Here is a 16,937-nt window from a genome sequence, read left to right on the forward strand (position 1 = left end):
CTATTTACTATATTCTAATTGTAAAATTCCTAATAGTCAAATAAAAAAATCTGAGGGTAAACCCTCAGATTTTAATGCTGAATTTTAATTTATTCATTCAAAATGTATTCATATAAGTCATCTAACATCTTATTTGCTGCTATAACACCACCAGCCATATTCCAATGTACTTCATTTACTCTGTATACTTTTCCTTCCTTTACAGCCTTTAAATTTTTCCATAAAGGATCATTCATCCATTCTTCTCTAAGCTTTTCTACTTGTCCATCACCTTTCCAATCAGCTGTAAAATCAAAAATAATATCTCCATCCATTTCAGGTATTCTCTCCTTAGTTAACTTTCCTACCACTTTATCTTTAACTCTTTGAGACTCTGGACGAGATAATCCTACTTCTTCAATAATCATCCCTGGGAATCCAGTATAATATATTCTGGCATGGTCTGGATTAAATCTTATCAGTGAAATTTCTAAAGAAGCCTTATCTCCAAGTTTATTCTTAAAATCTTTAACACGTTTATTCCAATCTTCTACAATTTTTTCTCCTTTTTCTTCTTTGTTTAATGCTTTAGATACAAGCTTCAAATTTGCTTTCCAATCAAATACATTTTCAGACATAATAGTTGGCGCAATAGAAGATAATTGTTCATATATTTTTTCATGTCTCATTTTACTTCCTAAAATAATATCTGGTTTTAGTGACGCAATAAGTTCAAGATTTGGTTGAGTTTCTTTTCCAAGGGGCTTCACTCCTTCCATATCATCCTCTATGTATTTATACCAAGGATCACCTATCCAAGATTCCACTGCTCCTATTGGTTTAACCCCTAATGCTAAAGAAATATCAACCATACCATTAACTAATACTACTACTCTTTTTGGAGTCCCATTAATTTCCGTCTTACCCATTGCATGTTCAATTATACGTGTTTGTAAAGATTCTTCTTCAGATTTATTAGAGGATGTTTCATCATTACTTACTGTTCCCTGTGTACTGCAACCTGTTAAAAATAATATACCTATTAACATAAAAATTGCAATTTTTGAAATTTTAATCCTGTTTAACATTCTTGTCGCCTCCTTATGATAATGATTATCATTTGCATTCAAGGTTAATTATACTTTTGCTTGAATGTTTTGTCAAGATTTTTTTGATAATGATTTTCATTTTTATTGACAAATACTTTTCAATTATATATACTTTTTTATTAGGATTTAGATATTATGTATCATATCAGGAGGTTTTGCAATGAACTTTATTTTAACTAAAAAAGCACATAGAACTTATGGTTTGTTTTTAATTTTTTTTATATTAATTGGATGTATTTTTTCTAGCATTATTCTAGGTATTACAGATACATCTTGGCATACCCTTATTGATGCATACACTAATTTTAACGGCTCTAATGAACACATAATTATTAAGAATTTAAGAGTACCAAGAGCCCTTATCGCAACAGTAGTTGGTGCTTCCCTAGCTATATCAGGGGTTCTTATTCAAGCAATTACTAGAAATCCTTTGTCTTCACCAAGTATTTTAGGTATTAATGCAGGTGCAGCTTTTGCGGTAGTATTTTCCAGCGCTTTCTTATCGGTTTCTTCATTATCTCAATATATTTGGATCGCATTCATAGGTGCTGGTATAGGCAGTTTATCTGTTTATTTAATCAGTACGATAGGTAATGAGGATTTATCATCTTTAAAAATTGTTTTATCAGGTGCTGCAATAACTGCTTTATTTTCTTCCTTTACCCAATCTATTTTGGCTCTAAATGAAAAAGAATTAGATGAAGTTTTATTCTGGCTGACGGGGTCAGTTCAAGGTCGCAATCTAGAAATGTTAGCTTCAATTCTCCCATATACATTAATAGGTATTATTTTAGCTTTTATTTTATCTAAACCTTTAAACATCCTTAGTCTAGGAGAAAATATGGCAAAGGGTTTAGGCTTAAATGTTTTTGCAGTTAAGATTAGTACTTTAATTGTTGTAATCCTTCTAGCTGGTAGTTCAGTAGCAATTTCCGGTCCCATAGGTTTTATTGGTATTATTGTTCCACATATAGCACGTTTTTTTGTAGGATTTGATTATCGTTGGAACCTATTATATTCAGCTTTTCTAGGCTCTATATTGTTATTATTAGCTGATATTATCTCAAGATATATTATTGCTCCTATGGAGGTACCCGTTGGAGCTATGACTGCTATAATAGGTACTCCATTTTTTATTTTTATTGCTAGAAAGGGGCTTAAAAATGAATAAAAAATACATCTCATTTAGAAGCAAAATATTTCCTGTCTCCTTTTTAACATATAAAAGGAATATTATTAGAATATTAATATTAATTCTAATTTCAATTTATTTAATGTTATTAAGTACTCTATTGGGAAGTACAAAACTAAATATAATTAATCTATTAAAAATACTATTCCAAGATATAAAAAGTAGTGAAAGTTTTATTATTAAGTATTTGAGACTTCCAAGAATTTTTACTGCTTTTCTCATTGGAGCATCACTAGCCGTTTCCGGTACTATTCTACAAGGTATATCTAGAAATCCATTAGCTGCACCCAATATTGTAGGTATTACTGGTGGCGCTTCTCTGGGATCAGTAATTTTTATTACTTTCTTTTCTGGGGTTTTGAGTATAAAATATCTCCCTTTATTTTCTATAATAGGCGCTTTAACTGTAACTACTCTAGTTTGCTTATTTTCATGGAAAAATGGAGTTAAACCCATACGATTAATTTTAATAGGCGTTGGAGTTTCTGCCGCTATGCATGCAATTACAACAGTCCTTATTATACTTAGTCCTATTTACTCAGCCAGTCAAGCTTATATTTGGTTAACAGGCAGTATTTATGGTACAAATTGGGATGATTTTTCTTTACTCTTACCTTGGACATTATTTTTTACAGCTTTGTCTCTACTATACTCAAAGCATATTAACTTACAGTCTTTAGGAGATGAAGTGGCAATAGGATTAGGTAACAAAGTTCAATTGCACAGATTTATTTTGCTATTTATAAGTATAGCTTTAGCTGGTTCTGCCGTATCTATTGGAGGTAAAATTAGTTTTATAGGATTAATAGGTCCACATATTAGTAGAAGATTAGTAGGTACATCTTATGAAAGTTTAATACCAACATCGGCTTTTATTGGGGGATTAATACTATTAATAGCAGATACTGTAGCCAGAACAGCTTTTTTACCTTTAGACATCCCAGCTGGCATATTTACTTCAGCAATTGGAGGACCTTTTTTCATTTACTTATTGTATAGCAAAAGCAGAAAATAGTTTTAAGGAGATGAGATTAATGGTAAGTCTTGAAACTAAAAATTTAACTTTATCATATACTGATAAAACTGTTATTAATAAACTCAATCTTAAGATTCCTAAAGAAAAAATTACAGTTATTATAGGTGGAAACGGTTGTGGTAAATCTACCTTGCTTCGTTCTTTAGCCAGATTATTAAAACCTAAAGAAGGATCAATAATATTAAATGGTCATGACATTAATAAAATACCCACAAAGGAAGTTGCCAAAAAACTCTCAATTCTACCTCAAAATCCGATAACACCTGAAGGGTTGACAGTGCTTCAATTAGTTAAACAAGGACGTTATCCACATCAAAAATGGTTACAAAATTGGTCTGAAAAGGATGAAATTGTAGTAAGGAAGGCTTTAAAAGCTACAAGAATGGAGGATTTAATAGACAGACCAGTAGATTCTCTATCTGGCGGTCAAAGACAAAGAGCTTGGATTGCAATGGTTTTAGCGCAAAATACTGAAACTATTCTTTTAGATGAACCTACAACTTATCTAGATTTGACATATCAAATTGAGATATTGGACTTGCTTTATGAACTAAATAAAAAGAAAAAATATACAATTATCATGGTTCTCCATGACTTAAATCTAGCTTGTAGATATGCTGATAATATAATTATTGTTCATAATAAAAAAATATATGCTCAAGGAAAACCTGAAGAAATTATTAATGAACAAACAATTAAAACAGTTTTTGGTATAAAGTGTAAAATAGTAGAGGATCCTTTATACGGTACTCCTATGTGTGTTCCTTATAGTAAAGGAAAAGATTTAAATATAGCTTAAATTTTTAACAAAACGTCCCTAGAAATGGCAGGGACGTTTTGTTATTTTTAATTATTTAAATATTTAATTACAGTGTTAACAAAAAGTTCAGTACCCTTTTGTAATATATCTTCATCAAAAGTATATTCAGGATGGTGTATTGGTTTATTAATTCCCTTTTCTTCATTTTTAGTTCCAAGGAAAAAGAAAGTGCCTGGTATCTTTTTTAAATAGTAACTGAAGTCTTCTCCACCCATTGAAGGTCTTTCTAGTTCAAAAACTTTATCATGTCCAATTGTATCTTTAGCAACTTCTTCAAAGAAAGTTGTAAATTTTTTATTATTAATTGTTGGAGGATAGTAAAAATTATATTTGTATTCATATTTACATCTCATTGCCCTAGTAATTCCCTCTACTATTTCTCCGATTCTTTTGGGAATTGATTTTCTAATTTCAGGGTTAAATGTTCTTACAGTACCAGATAAGTTTGCTTCATTTGGTATCACATTAAATACATCTCCTGACTTAAACACACAGTTTGATATAACTAAGCAGTCAAGCGGGTCTGTTTCTCTACTTACCAATGTCTGCAGAGCAGAAACTATTTTTGAACCTACCACTATTGGGTCTACTGACATATGTGGAACAGCTCCATGTCCCCCTGACCCAATAACCTTTATATCAAACCTATCGGCTGCTGCCATAATAGGTCCTTTACTAATACCAACATAACCAGATTTTATTTCTGGCCATATATGGAGTCCAATAATAGCGTCTACCTTTGGCTTTTCTAGTACTCCTTCTTTAATCATTCTTTCTGCTCCTCCAGGTCCTTCCTCTGCTGGCTGAAAAATAAACTTAATGTTCCCTTCTATTTTATCTTTTAATTCCGAGAGAACCTTAGCAGTCCATAAACCAATTGTTATGTGTCCATCATGACCACAGGCATGCATAACTCCTTTATTTTTAGAAGCAAATTCAAGATTAGTTTTTTCCTCTATAGGTAAAGCATCAATATCTGCCCTTACTGCAATTGTTTTTCCTGATTTTTTTCCCTTTAATAAACCTACAACTCCTGTATCTGCTACTCCTTTTTTTACTTCTAATCCCCATTTGTAAAGTAGTTCTGCTATTTTTTTAGAGGTCTTATGCTCCTTATAACCTATCTCAGGATATTGATGAAAGTATCTTCTAAGGTTTATAAACTCTTTATTATATTTATTTATCTTTTCTTTTATAATTTTTTTCACTTTAAACACCTCTTTACTAGATAGTTCATATCTTCTATTTGATTTTAATCAACTGGTATTTGTGATTCTTCAACAAACTTATATACATGTTCTTTATCTTGAGGTTTAGTTAGAAGACTTACAATTATTAATACAAAGGTATTTCCTAGTAATCCCCAAATTCCTGAATGTATATCATAAATAGAAAAACCAGATATTGTTAAGTAAAAATTAATAATCGTACCTGTAAGTAAACCTAGTATAGCCCCTTGTTTTGTAGCTCTAGGCCAGAAGAATACAGCAAACATTATTGGGAAGAATTGAACTATCGAGCCATAAGCACCAAGTAAAAGAGCTACTAATGACTTTGCTCCAAAAACAGCTATATAATAAGCTACACTGCAAAATATAACAACTGCAATTCTAGTTACAATTAATGACTTTCTATCATCCATATTAGGATTAATCACTTTCTTATGAAAGTCAAATGTATATACTGAAGCTGCACCATGGGTTATAGTATCAGAGGAAGACATTGCTGCAGCCAGTGTTGCAGCTGCCACTAAACCCAAAACACCTGCTGGTAAATTTAGTTTTGTCAACATATATGGTAATATTTGATCCGCAGCATCTAAAGTTCCTTTAGGTACAACACCTATACCAGAGAATCCAATAAACAATACTGGAACCATAAATATTGCAAATGTTGGATACAGTGCTACGGTTCTTTTTAAAGTTTTTTCAGAATTAGTAGTAAATGATTTCATAAAAAGGTGAGGCCACATAGTAAATCCTAATATTGAAACAATTAAAGCTGAAGAAAAGGCTGGCCAAGACATTTTAGTCCCTACAACTAAATGTTCTGGGTCCATTTGGGCTATTTTGTTAAACATTGCACCTACTCCACCGTGAAATTTATTTGGAAGCCATAAACCTAATACCCAAGCCATTACAAGCATAAGCAACCCTTGAAGAACATTAGTCCATGCAACTCCTCTAACTCCACTAGAAAATACATAAATAAGTACTACTCCATATGCTAATAAAGCTCCTAACCAAAATGGAATTAACCCATCTGTTGTTACATTTAGTACATATGCCATACCTTTAATTTGAAGTGCTATATATTGAATGAAAGCAAGGATACTAATTATTGCCATTAATGCTGATAAACCTTTTGATTGGAATCTATCAGACACTAGTTGAGCTTGAGTTACATAATTATATCTTCTTCCCATTCTATAGGCTTTAGGACCCCATAATAACCAAGGTATTAAGCCCATAGCACAATAGCCTAAAATGTAAAAAGATGCAGCTCCTTTTGAATATGCCCAACCAGGACCACCTAAAAATGCAAAGGCGCTAAAGATTGCTCCTCCCATTAAAAAATACATTGTAAATACATTTAAACTTCTTCCAGCAGCAACAAATTCCTCAACACTCTTTTCCTTGTTTAACCCTGCGCGAATACCCATAAACATTACGATTCCAAGATAAATTAATACTACAAGCAAAACAATAATTCCACTACTCAAGCTAATCACCTCCTGTATTCTTGATTATATTTAGTTAATGTACCAATAAAAATAATAACTATCCAAAGGGCTACCCAAAACATACTAAAAGGCATTCCTAACACAAAAGGTTTAATTCTATTAGCAATAAGGTATATAGGCCAAATTGTTGCTAAAGCACATATTAGAAAATAAAAAAACCAAAAAATACTCCTTTTTTTAGTCTTTTCATCCATATCTTGTCTAAAAAACACTAATCCTTTCTTTACTTTTTCGTTTGATTTCATCAAAATAACACCCCCTTTATGAATTTTTTATAACTTTTTTAAATTATATATGTTTGTAAGTATTGAAAAATTCCTTTTTTACATAAAAAAAGTCGAGAACAAGCATTCTCGACTTCTACATTACTTTTCATATTTTAATATTCTCTTAATAATTCTATCTTTTAGTTTTTCAATTTCACCAAAATTCATATTAGGTATAAAATATTCCTCTAATAAGTCATGGGTTTTCTTTGCTCTAGAAAGATTTGATATTGCTAAATTAATTAATTCTTCGAATATTTCCTTATCTTCATTAATATCATTTTCGTATTTTTCTAATACTTTTTTATCTATATATTTATCTAAATTTACAGTTTTATAATTATTATCTTTAAACATTTTACTTATAGTAAGACCTACGCCTATTTCTTCTATTACTACAGTTTCTATCTTTTCAGGTATTAAAGGTGTATGATAAACCTCTACATTTAATCCCCTTTTAATAGCATCCATATATATTTTCTCTAATAAAGTAGTTTTACCTGCTCCAAAATCACCCTTAATGTAGTAAATTTTATTTAAATCTGAAAGTAATGTATCAGTATGTTCAATCCAACCATTAGGAGTATAAGCACTACCGAATAAATGTCTATCCTTTCCTTCTTTTTTACTTACTGGTTTATCCTTAAATATTTCATTTGCTAGATTTTCAGTTTCTAGATTTACTTTTCCAAAATCCATAGCCTCACTATTTTTTTCAATTATATCTTCTAATATCGGTCTAGCTGCCCTTAAGTATTTATACGCTCTTTTAAAAAGCTTTCCAACTTCAGCATTTGTCTTTAAAATTTTTTCTTTGTTTTCTTCCATTTTTTCTACATCCCAATAATCTCCAAGATGTATAATTTCATCAACAGCACCTGGATTTTTAGGGTCCACAATATGGGTAGGGGTTCTGTAAACACAAAAACCTAAAGTTATATAAGGCTAAGAAGAGACTCCTAGACCCCATTAGACTAAAGAAGTATTTTTTTTATGACTTTAGCAGGATTACCAGCTACTACAACATTATCTGGAATATCCTTAGTTACAACACTACCAGCCCCAATTACAACATTATCACCTATAGTTACTCCTGGACAAATAATCGCTCCCCCACCTATCCAAACATTATTTCCAATCTTTATTGGATATCCCATCTCTTTTCCTGAATTTCTTTCTTGAGGGTTAATTGGATGTGTTGCTGTATAAACTTGTACATTAGGACCAAACATTACATTGTTACCAATTGTAACTTTATTTACATCTAATATTACACAGTTATGATTTGCATAAAAATTATCTCCAAATTTTATGTTATATCCATAATCACAATAGAAATTAGGTTCTATATTACATTCTTTTTCTGTTTGAAAGAGCTCCTTTAATAAAGATACACGTTCTTCATATTCATCTGGTTCTAAATCATTAAACTTTTTGCATAATTTTTTTGCCCTTTCTCTATCCTTAGTTAGCTCTTCATCAGCTGGATTATATAACTTTCCAGCAAGCATTTTTTCTTTTTCAGTCATATTTAACCTTCCCCCTATAAAAATAGTATTTTACATAAATTTATTTTTACAAGACAATTTCTACATATAATATAAATCAAGGGACACTTAACAGTCCCTTGACCTACCTCTTAAATTTTTTTATTTATTCTCTTTGAATAGATTACTTTTCCATCTTTCATTAAACTTATGCTATTTATCTTTCTTAATTTTTCACCATCACTATATTTAATAACTATTCCTTTTTTATTTACAATACTTTCTTGAATAGCTTTTAATTTATCATCACTTTTTTCAAATTCAACATATATATCTTCAGTTTTTTTCTGAAGAATAGGGTCTGTTATAAAAACAGCTATATAACTACCTGTTTTATTGCTGAAATTAAAATATAATAAATCTTCATTATTAATCAGTATTGTTTGCACATCTTTTTTAAAAACTTTATATTTATCATTAATAAAAAACTGGGCAATTCCTAGCTTGTTTTCTTTCCGGAACATTAGTGCTGAATGGTCTTTATAATAATATGTTGATATTTCTTTTACTTTATTTTCTTCTTTATATTTTTCCATTTCCTCTGATAATATTTTATATGCTTTACTACTCTCTTTATTAATATTATTAGATTGGTAGCATCCAGTTAAACCAATAATACTTAAAGACATAATTATAATTATCAGTTTTTTCATTTAAACTCCCCTTTTAAAAGATTTAATAAATCTTTGGTTTATTATATTCAATATCTGTAATTTCGAAATAATACCATTCAAAATCTCCAGAATCTAATAGCCACACAACTCTACCTTTGTAAGGAATTCTTATTCCATTAAATTTTTTATACTCATCCAACGGAATTGTCCATGTTTCTAATTTAAATTGACCATTTGTTTCCATATATCTTTTAGCTGTAAAACTTATAACATCACCTTTATCATTAAATGTAAATATTCCTGAAGCTGTTATTTCTCCATAACTCATAGTGGCCTTAGCAGAGTTTGAATCGACCTCTTCCCATTTTATATAATCACTTAAAGCTGCTGTTGGAAACCAAACTATTTCACCAAGGTATCGTAATAATGTACCTTGGTCTATTTCTTTACCTTTAGCGTTTACAACAGGAATTAATGAAAGGAGTTTAATAAGCATATTTCCTTTACCTTTGTAATATATGTCTCTTCCATTGAAATATAATAATGGATTCATTTTTACTTTAGCTTTCCAAATAAAGCTAGGTTCATCTACCCTATAATACTGCTCCACCCTATATTTAATCCAAGGTTGTTCCTTTTTAAGCCTCATTATACCTTTTTGTTTTAAGCGAACTGTTCTAATTCTTTCTTTTCCAACTACATTTGAGTTTTTTAACCACCTTTGAACAGATTCAGGTAATCCTTTCAAGTCTTTTTCTGTAATAATTTTAGTTTCTTTATCATAAACCTTAGCAAATAACTGTCTAATTTCACTCTTTACTTTATTATTAAACATCATTTTACCAATACTGACTATTACAAAACCTACAATTACTATAAATATCAATATATTTAAAATCCACACAATAATTTTCATTTTTCACTACCTTCCCTTAAGTTAATTAAATATCTCTTTACTATTTTTAATTTATCAGCTATATTTATCACTTCTTTCCCAAACTGTTATCATTGGGTAAACACGCTTTATATCAATACCTATCTTTGGAACATAACCAGAAAAACCTTTTTGAGTTTTATAAAGACCTATACAGTCAATTCCATCACCACAGATATTTTTTTCATCAAATATTTCGTAGTTAAAACATTTCAAATTACATCCGTTTATATCAAAGACTGCTGCTGTATCTAATTCAACTTTCCCCTTCCAATTTGAAATAGTAATATTTATAACATCTTTTAGAATATCTTCTTCATTTTCGTTAGGCTTGATGTTATTAATATCAACTAAAAGTGATAGGTCTATATCTGAATTATCTCTATAATTTCCTCTTAACCCCCTTGAGCCTGTTAAAATAACCTTATATACATAAGGATGAACTGTCAAATTTGAGTTTTTGAGGATTTCATATGTTTTAGGTAATCTATCCTTTATCTCTTCATTTATTTTTATAATTTCTCCTTTCAATTTTGCTCCCCCTTTTATATAAAACAACTTTAAATAAAGATTTAGTCTATTTGATATAAGATAGGAATAGGACAAACTCTTTAAAATAAAAAGCATAAAGATAATTTCCTATAATATATAATTATTCTATATTTTACCTTAATTATCCTTTTATATTGATCTTATTTACTTATAACCTACTCACTTTAAATAGTTATATATTAATTATTAAAATCTCCAGTAAATCTTTACTTTTTGCTCTCTTTTATCTTTATCCTTTTCTCCTACTTCTATATAATTAATCAGTTGATTTACCATATTATAGGTTAATTTATTAACTTTTTTATATTTTAGTACAATCTCTCTCCACTTTTCTAAGTCTTCAAAATATTCCTTAATATTTTTAATTTCCTTTAGTTTTGTTTCTTTATTTTTTAATAAATTCTCTTTTTCATATTTGAATTTATTATTTAAACTTAAAAAAAGTTCATCACTAATAATACCATTCACTTTATCAATATAAAGATTTTGGATTAAATAATCCTTTTCTTTTATCTGTTTATCTATATTATTAATTTCTTTTTGTATTAATTGAACTTCTTTATTAAATTGAATTTGATTATACAAACTATGGACTAAATTGTCATCATTAACCTTTTTAAATTGCTCCTTAATTTTTTTTATTACTACATCCTCTAACCTATCTAATCTAATACTATGGCTAGTACAAAGTCTTTTTCTGGGATCTCTAGCATATAACTTGCACCTGAGATATTCATATTTATCAGTTTTTACTTTATACATAGTACTTTTACAATCCATACATCTTACTTTACCAGCAAATATATGTGGTTTACCTTTGACTGTACTTCTAATTTTTTCATTTAACCTTCTTTGAACTAATTTAAAAGTCTCTGGTTTAATAATAGGTTCATGGGTATTTTTAACTACTATCCAATCTTTCCTTTTTTTTGAATTAACTTTTTTAGATTTATAATTAACCTTTTCCCTTTTACCTTGAACCATATTACCTATGTAGACCTCATTCCTAAGTATTCTTCTAATAGTTGTTTTATTCCATAATCCATATGAATCAGTTTGAGATGAATTCTTATATTTAAGCCCTTTGTTTTGCTTATACTTTGTAGGATTTGGAATATCCATTTTATTTAACTTATAAGCAATATGCTGGGTACCATATCCCTCTAAATACCAATTAAATATCTTTTTAATAACCCTTGCAGCATCTTCATCAATAATAAGCCTGTTCTTATCCTTTGGGTCTTTTTTATATCCATAGGGTGCAAATGAACCTATAAACTTTCCCTCTTCTCGTTTTACTTTAAATGTAGCTCTAACTGATTTACTAATATCTTCACAATACCACTCATTTACTAGACTATTAATTTGTCTTGACTTTTTATTAGTATCATCTAAGGTATCTACATGGTCCGTTAAGCTAACAAATCTAATACCCCATTCGGGAAATTTCCTATGTAAATATCTTTCTACAATTTCAATATCTCTAGAAAACCTTGATTGGTGCTTACATAATACTATATTAAACTTTCCCTCTTTAGCATCTTGTATCATCCTATTAAAACTTGGCCTATTTATATCTAACCCTGAATAGTCATCATCACTGTATATTTTATAAATACTCCATCCCTTTTCAATAGCATATCTTGTAAGTAAAATTTTCTGATTTTTAATACTTTCACTTTCATCAAGTTTCCTATTTTTATCTTTATCTTCATCACTAAGTCTACAGTATATAGCAACAGTATCCATATATGACTATCCCCTTTTTAATAAGGCCTTAAATAATAATTTTTTCATTTTTTTTTATTATTGATATTATAATTTTTTCTAACTTTTTTATCCTTTCATGTTCCTTTTCATTTATAAAAACCTCCTCAACTTTGATTTTAGTCTCCTTAGACAAACTAATCCCCCTGGTAATTCATATGAAAATCATATTTTGTCCTATGTATATAAGTTAATAGTTTTTAAACTTTTTTTATAGCTATAAAAAAATCAGAGGTTCTTTTATCCTCTGATATGCAATACATATATTTCTATTTAATACCTTCCTTATTACTTTTTAATGCTAAAATTGTAAGTAAAATAAACATTATTACACATATCCAAGGAAACAAATTACCTATTTTAGAATAAATAGTTCTGACACCTTTAACTGGAACATGAGATATTAATACTTTGTCCTCAGTACTATAAAAACTCATTGCTGATATAACATTTCCTTGATAATCAGTAGCTAATGATAAACCTCTATTAGTCTGTCTAACAAGATTAAATCCATTTTCAACAGCTCTAAAAACTGACATTTGTGTATGAATTGGATCAATTTCTTTCCAATCTGATGCAGGAATTAGCATTATATCAATATCTTTTTTACCCGCTTGCCTAATTAAAGAAGGAAAATCCATATCAAAACAGATAGTACTACCTATTTTACCATAAGGAGTATCTACTGCTTTTAGCTCACCCTTTCCTTTTTGACTAGCTTCACCAGGAACTGGCTTAGATTTTAGATAAGTAAAAGCTTTATTACCATCATCATCTAATAACACAACTTTATTTTCAAACTTTATTTTATCTGGTGTAAATACTAATAGAGAAGCCATTATATATGAATTATTGCTTTGAGCAATTTTACCTATCTTCTTAATAAATCTCTCTTCATCTTCTTTAAATATAACTCCATTTCCTTCATGCCAAAAAATAATTTTTGCTCCTGTATTTGCTTCCCTTTCTGTAAGCCTTACTAATTTATTATTAATATCATTAAATTTCTCTTTAATAAGCTTTTTATTTTTTAAATTAATTTTTCGTCCTAAAAAAAAATTTCTAATATTATTATCATTAATAAGTTCTTCAGTAGAAACACTTATAGAGGCTACCTTCACTGTTTTTGATTCTGGTGGGAAAAGTGAAATTCTCATTTCACCACTTAAAATTATTATTGTAAATATTGAAATAAAAATAATAACTTCATTCTTTACTCTTTTTATATTAAATTCATTTTCCCATATCCAGTTAACAAAAGAATAAAACCAATATAGTAAGAAACTAATTCCCCAAATACCTGTAACTGATACTAATTGCATTAGAGGTTGATTGTTAATCTGAGTATAAGCAAAATAATCCCAAGTTCCAAAGGGATTAAAAAATAACAACAAAAACTTAAAACTAACTCCAGATAGAGGAAGAATAAACGTTGCCTTAAAACCATGGACTCTATGGTATAAGTATCTATCAATTAAAAAGGGAATATATATACTAACTCCTAGACCTACTAAAACAATATATTTTAAAATTCCAGCAATAGGAACAAAACCTCTATGGGAAATAAAAAGAGAAAATATAATAAAAAGTAAAGGTAATAAGACTCCTTTATAGCCTTTTTCTTTTCTATAATATCGAACTATAAATACCCAACAAATCCATGCTACACTTGAGATAATCCACTTTCCATTAAAAAATATAAGTAGTAATCCCCCTAGACAAAGCCATAGATTAATCAGATTTTTATTATTTTTCATAAATGTACACCTCATAAAAAATTAAACTTTTTTATTAATTTTTAATAATTATTTCACTATACCTTTAATACCCAAAAGCCTAACACAGTCTTTGACTTTGCAATTTATTAAGTTTCTTAACTAATAATTTAGTTTAACTTTAAACATAATAATATGTGAATTATTTTAAATATGTTACCAATAATAAAATGATTGGAGGTTTATATTTATAATGGACGATAATTTACTTCAGAAAATAACTGAAAAGCCTATGGTAACGCAAGAGGTTACACACGATATATTACTATTACAATTCCCTTTTGTTAACGCTTTTTTAGTTGGTGACCCAAGTGCTGAAAACGGTGAATGGGCACTTGTTGGAGCAGGAATGGCACATACAGCAAAGGATATACTTCAAGCTGTAGAAAATCGCTTTGGTAAAGGCAGTCAGCCTACATCAATTATCCTCACCCACGGACATTTTGACCATGTTGGGTCTATTGCCGAGTTAGTTTCACAATGGACTTCTCCTATCTATGCCCATGAGTTAGAAATACCCTATTTAACAGGACAACAGGATTATCCTCCAGCAGACCCTTCTGTAGATGAAGGGTTAATAGCAAAAATATCCCCAACCTTCCCAAATAAAAGCATAGATTTAGGAGGTCGTATACACCCATTGCCTAATGATGGTAGTGTCCCAGGAATGCCCGGATGGCGATGGATACACACTCCTGGCCATACACCAGGGCATATTTCTCTTTTTAAAGATTCTGACCGTATACTCATATCAGGTGATGCAATTACCACAGTTGAACAAGAATCAGCTGAATCTGTCCTTACCCAAGAAAAGGAATTAAATGGTCCTCCGGCATATTTTACTACTGATTGGCAGGCAGCAAAGACTTCAGTTGAAACTATTAAAGACTTAAATCCATCTTTAGTAATTTCTAGTCATGGACTTCCTATGCAGGGAGAAGAACTGCGAAATCAATTAGAAAATCTAGTAAATAATTTTGACCAGATAGCTATTCCAAAACAAGGACGCTTTATAAACAAGTAAATTTGATATATTTAATCTTCTTATTAATTATTAAATAAATTTTTATAAACCAAAGTCCTAGAATAGATAAATAAAAAATTTATAAATCTATTCTAGGACTAATTTATTCTCTTATCTTATATATCCTTAATATCATCCTCCGATAATTCAAACTCTATACCACCCATACGTGATGCAATCCTGTTATATAAAAAAGTAAAAATTCTTATAACTAAATATCCTATGGCAAAATAAATCAAAGGTATAAAAATAAACATTATAAGACTACCAACAGGAAAATCACCCGGTAACGCAAAGGAAACAAGTAAAGAGATAAACAAACCAATTAAAGCAAATACTGAAGAAATTATAGCAGTTATTGTAGCTATAACTTTACTTGTTTGATGTCCTGAAATATTTTTTATTTGGTATTTCACAGATAACCAACTCCTTTTATTTATGTATAATTTAAAATAATCCTTTAATTTATTATATAACTATTCTATTAATACCCTAAAATATAATTATTATATTAGTTAATGTGTTTTTTATCACTTCTCTTCCGAGATAAATATATTTAATATTTCTACCTAAATGTTAAAAACCTTTATTTTTTATTAAGTAGATAAAATAGCAATTTACATAAAAATTATTTTATTTGTCATTAACAAAAATATCCTATAATATATGTGTATAAACAATTTTTTTAGGAGTGGATATTATGCCCGATTTTTGGACCCATATGATTGGTGGAAATATGATATTAAATGAATTAAAAAATGAAAATTTTCTCCAAATTATACATAACAATAGAAAAATTTTTGATTTCGGATGTCAAGGTCCTGATTTTCTTTTTTATAATGATTTTTGGCCATGGATTAAATCAAAAAGAGCTCCTCATATAGGAACAAGTCTTCATTCATCCCATACTAAATCTATTTTCTCAACCAGTATTGATTATTTGGTAAAAAAGAAACAAGATGATGAATTTCCCCTTTTATTTAGCTATTTTTGTGGTTTCATATCTCATTACGTAGTAGATAAATGGTGCCATCCATTTATAAATGTTAGAACAGAAAACAGTAGTCAACATAAAGTTTTTGAAGCTAAAATAGATGTATATTTAGTAAATAAATATTGGAATAAAAATGCCTATAAATTGTCACCATTTGAAGCAATAGATATGGGAAAAAACCTTCCAAAATCAATTGAACACTTTTATAAAGAAATAATACTAACTGTATTAAAGCCTTCTTTATCAATCGATTATGTCAATGACTCCTATAAAGATATGAAAAAGGTTTTAAAGATATTTTACAGTCCTAATCCCCTAAAAAGATTATTGTTAAATATCCTTAATACTCTTTTACCTTTAGATATCTCCATATATATTTATCCTACTGAAGTAGATTATGAATTCCTTACCTGTGAAGAATTGGAAGAATTTGAAGCTCTATTTAAGCAAGGGATTTCTGAAGGAGTAAAACTTATCAAATTATTAAATTCCTATCTATCAGATGAAGTAGAGATACAAAAGATTAATGAATCATTTCAAAATATTTCCTTTGGAGGGGAAGTTATAAGAAAAAACTAGAAGTAG

The 16,937-nt window shown here is 29.1% G+C and carries 18 protein-coding genes; 5 read left to right on the forward strand and 13 right to left on the reverse strand.

What is annotated here, in order from left to right; genetic code table 11:
• Nucleotides 1–89: 89 nt before the first annotated feature.
• Entirely contained in the window at nucleotides 90–1,067 is a 978-nt protein-coding gene (locus BET03_RS06430) for an ABC transporter substrate-binding protein (protein WP_120168507.1), read from the reverse strand.
• A 181-nt stretch (nucleotides 1,068–1,248) separates the two neighbouring features.
• On the opposite strand from BET03_RS06430, the gene BET03_RS06435 reads away from it, so the two are divergent.
• The 3 genes from BET03_RS06435 to BET03_RS06445 all read left to right on the forward strand — a co-directional run bounded on the left by BET03_RS06435 (nucleotide 1,249) and on the right by BET03_RS06445 (nucleotide 4,115).
• On the forward strand, nucleotides 1,249–2,259 hold the full coding sequence (locus BET03_RS06435) for a FecCD family ABC transporter permease (RefSeq protein WP_120168509.1): 1,011 nt from the start codon (nucleotides 1,249–1,251) through the stop codon (nucleotides 2,257–2,259).
• Between the two features lie 103 nt (nucleotides 2,260–2,362).
• Nucleotides 2,363–3,295: a FecCD family ABC transporter permease gene (locus tag BET03_RS06440; RefSeq protein ID WP_243096879.1), complete on the forward strand. Its 933-nt coding sequence runs from the start codon at nucleotides 2,363–2,365 to the stop codon at nucleotides 3,293–3,295.
• 19 nt (nucleotides 3,296–3,314) lie between these two features.
• On the forward strand, nucleotides 3,315–4,115 hold the full coding sequence (locus tag BET03_RS06445) for an ABC transporter ATP-binding protein (protein WP_120168513.1): 801 nt from the start codon (nucleotides 3,315–3,317) through the stop codon (nucleotides 4,113–4,115).
• Nucleotides 4,116–4,162: 47 nt separating this feature from the next.
• Here the strand turns inward: BET03_RS06445 and BET03_RS06450 are convergent, their stop codons facing one another.
• The 11 genes from BET03_RS06450 to BET03_RS06495 all read right to left on the reverse strand — a co-directional run bounded on the left by BET03_RS06450 (nucleotide 4,163) and on the right by BET03_RS06495 (nucleotide 14,316).
• Nucleotides 4,163–5,344: a M20 metallopeptidase family protein gene (locus BET03_RS06450; RefSeq protein WP_120168515.1), complete on the reverse strand. Its 1,182-nt coding sequence runs from the start codon at nucleotides 5,342–5,344 to the stop codon at nucleotides 4,163–4,165.
• A gap of 44 nt (nucleotides 5,345–5,388) precedes the next feature.
• On the reverse strand, nucleotides 5,389–6,858 hold the full coding sequence (locus BET03_RS06455; RefSeq protein WP_120168517.1) for a sodium:solute symporter family protein: 1,470 nt from the start codon (nucleotides 6,856–6,858) through the stop codon (nucleotides 5,389–5,391).
• Nucleotides 6,859–6,863: 5 nt separating this feature from the next.
• Nucleotides 6,864–7,127 (reverse strand): hypothetical protein, encoded by a 264-nt coding sequence (locus BET03_RS06460; RefSeq protein WP_207666042.1) that lies wholly within the window; start codon nucleotides 7,125–7,127, stop codon nucleotides 6,864–6,866.
• Between the two features lie 117 nt (nucleotides 7,128–7,244).
• Nucleotides 7,245–8,042: an ATP-binding protein gene (locus tag BET03_RS06465; RefSeq protein ID WP_120168519.1), complete on the reverse strand. Its 798-nt coding sequence runs from the start codon at nucleotides 8,040–8,042 to the stop codon at nucleotides 7,245–7,247.
• A 77-nt stretch (nucleotides 8,043–8,119) separates the two neighbouring features.
• A complete protein-coding gene (locus BET03_RS06470; RefSeq protein ID WP_120168521.1) occupies nucleotides 8,120–8,674 on the reverse strand; it encodes a sugar O-acetyltransferase in 555 nt (184 codons plus the stop codon).
• 110 nt (nucleotides 8,675–8,784) lie between these two features.
• Nucleotides 8,785–9,345 carry a hypothetical protein gene (locus BET03_RS06475; protein WP_120168523.1) on the reverse strand — a complete coding sequence of 187 codons (561 nt, stop codon included), beginning with the start codon at nucleotides 9,343–9,345 and terminating at the stop codon, nucleotides 8,785–8,787.
• A gap of 22 nt (nucleotides 9,346–9,367) precedes the next feature.
• Nucleotides 9,368–10,222 (reverse strand): DUF6544 family protein, encoded by an 855-nt coding sequence (locus BET03_RS06480; RefSeq protein ID WP_120168525.1) that lies wholly within the window; start codon nucleotides 10,220–10,222, stop codon nucleotides 9,368–9,370.
• Nucleotides 10,223–10,276: 54 nt separating this feature from the next.
• Nucleotides 10,277–10,771, reverse strand: coding sequence for a nucleotidyltransferase family protein (locus BET03_RS06485; protein ID WP_120168527.1), 495 nt, complete (start codon nucleotides 10,769–10,771; stop codon nucleotides 10,277–10,279).
• A gap of 207 nt (nucleotides 10,772–10,978) precedes the next feature.
• Nucleotides 10,979–12,541, reverse strand: coding sequence for a recombinase family protein (locus BET03_RS06490; RefSeq protein WP_120168529.1), 1,563 nt, complete (start codon nucleotides 12,539–12,541; stop codon nucleotides 10,979–10,981).
• Nucleotides 12,542–12,569: 28 nt separating this feature from the next.
• Nucleotides 12,570–12,695, reverse strand: coding sequence for a hypothetical protein (locus tag BET03_RS13945; protein ID WP_279230359.1), 126 nt, complete (start codon nucleotides 12,693–12,695; stop codon nucleotides 12,570–12,572).
• Between the two features lie 133 nt (nucleotides 12,696–12,828).
• The gene (locus BET03_RS06495; RefSeq protein WP_183108757.1) at nucleotides 12,829–14,316 is read right to left on the reverse strand and encodes a nitrilase-related carbon-nitrogen hydrolase; all 1,488 of its coding nucleotides are present in this window, start codon (nucleotides 14,314–14,316) and stop codon (nucleotides 12,829–12,831) included.
• 211 nt (nucleotides 14,317–14,527) lie between these two features.
• On the opposite strand from BET03_RS06495, the gene BET03_RS06500 reads away from it, so the two are divergent.
• Nucleotides 14,528–15,358, forward strand: a complete 831-nt coding sequence (locus BET03_RS06500; RefSeq protein WP_120168533.1) for an MBL fold metallo-hydrolase — start codon at nucleotides 14,528–14,530, stop codon at nucleotides 15,356–15,358.
• 116 nt (nucleotides 15,359–15,474) lie between these two features.
• On the opposite strand, the gene BET03_RS06505 is transcribed toward BET03_RS06500, so the two are convergent.
• Nucleotides 15,475–15,774 carry a hypothetical protein gene (locus BET03_RS06505; RefSeq protein WP_120168535.1) on the reverse strand — a complete coding sequence of 100 codons (300 nt, stop codon included), beginning with the start codon at nucleotides 15,772–15,774 and terminating at the stop codon, nucleotides 15,475–15,477.
• A gap of 284 nt (nucleotides 15,775–16,058) precedes the next feature.
• Here BET03_RS06505 and BET03_RS06510 point away from each other — a divergent pair, with 284 nt between their 5' ends.
• A complete protein-coding gene (locus BET03_RS06510) occupies nucleotides 16,059–16,931 on the forward strand; it encodes a zinc dependent phospholipase C family protein (RefSeq protein WP_120168537.1) in 873 nt (290 codons plus the stop codon).
• Nucleotides 16,932–16,937 lie beyond the last annotated feature (6 nt).

It is taken from the genome of Thermohalobacter berrensis (assembly GCF_003609645.1).
Classification (GTDB): domain Bacteria; phylum Bacillota; class Clostridia; order Tissierellales; family Thermohalobacteraceae; genus Thermohalobacter; species Thermohalobacter berrensis.

What these genes read in the sequence shown, in the direction of transcription:
- BET03_RS06480 (WP_120168525.1), bottom strand. Translation starts at nt 10,222, where the DNA reads ATGAAAATTATTGTGTGGATTTTAAATATATTGATATTTATAGTAATT.
- BET03_RS06470 (WP_120168521.1), bottom strand. Translation starts at nt 8,674, where the DNA reads ATGACTGAAAAAGAAAAAATGCTTGCTGGAAAGTTATATAATCCAGCT.
- BET03_RS06500 (WP_120168533.1), top strand. Translation starts at nt 14,528, where the DNA reads ATGGACGATAATTTACTTCAGAAAATAACTGAAAAGCCTATGGTAACG.
- BET03_RS06475 (WP_120168523.1), bottom strand. Translation starts at nt 9,345, where the DNA reads ATGAAAAAACTGATAATTATAATTATGTCTTTAAGTATTATTGGTTTA.
- BET03_RS06495 (WP_183108757.1), bottom strand. Translation starts at nt 14,316, where the DNA reads ATGAAAAATAATAAAAATCTGATTAATCTATGGCTTTGTCTAGGGGGA.
- BET03_RS06490 (WP_120168529.1), bottom strand. Translation starts at nt 12,541, where the DNA reads ATGGATACTGTTGCTATATACTGTAGACTTAGTGATGAAGATAAAGAT.
- BET03_RS06510 (WP_120168537.1), top strand. Translation starts at nt 16,059, where the DNA reads ATGCCCGATTTTTGGACCCATATGATTGGTGGAAATATGATATTAAAT.
- BET03_RS06430 (WP_120168507.1), bottom strand. Translation starts at nt 1,067, where the DNA reads ATGTTAAACAGGATTAAAATTTCAAAAATTGCAATTTTTATGTTAATA.
- BET03_RS06435 (WP_120168509.1), top strand. Translation starts at nt 1,249, where the DNA reads ATGAACTTTATTTTAACTAAAAAAGCACATAGAACTTATGGTTTGTTT.
- BET03_RS06445 (WP_120168513.1), top strand. Translation starts at nt 3,315, where the DNA reads ATGGTAAGTCTTGAAACTAAAAATTTAACTTTATCATATACTGATAAA.
- BET03_RS06440 (WP_243096879.1), top strand. Translation starts at nt 2,363, where the DNA reads ATGTTATTAAGTACTCTATTGGGAAGTACAAAACTAAATATAATTAAT.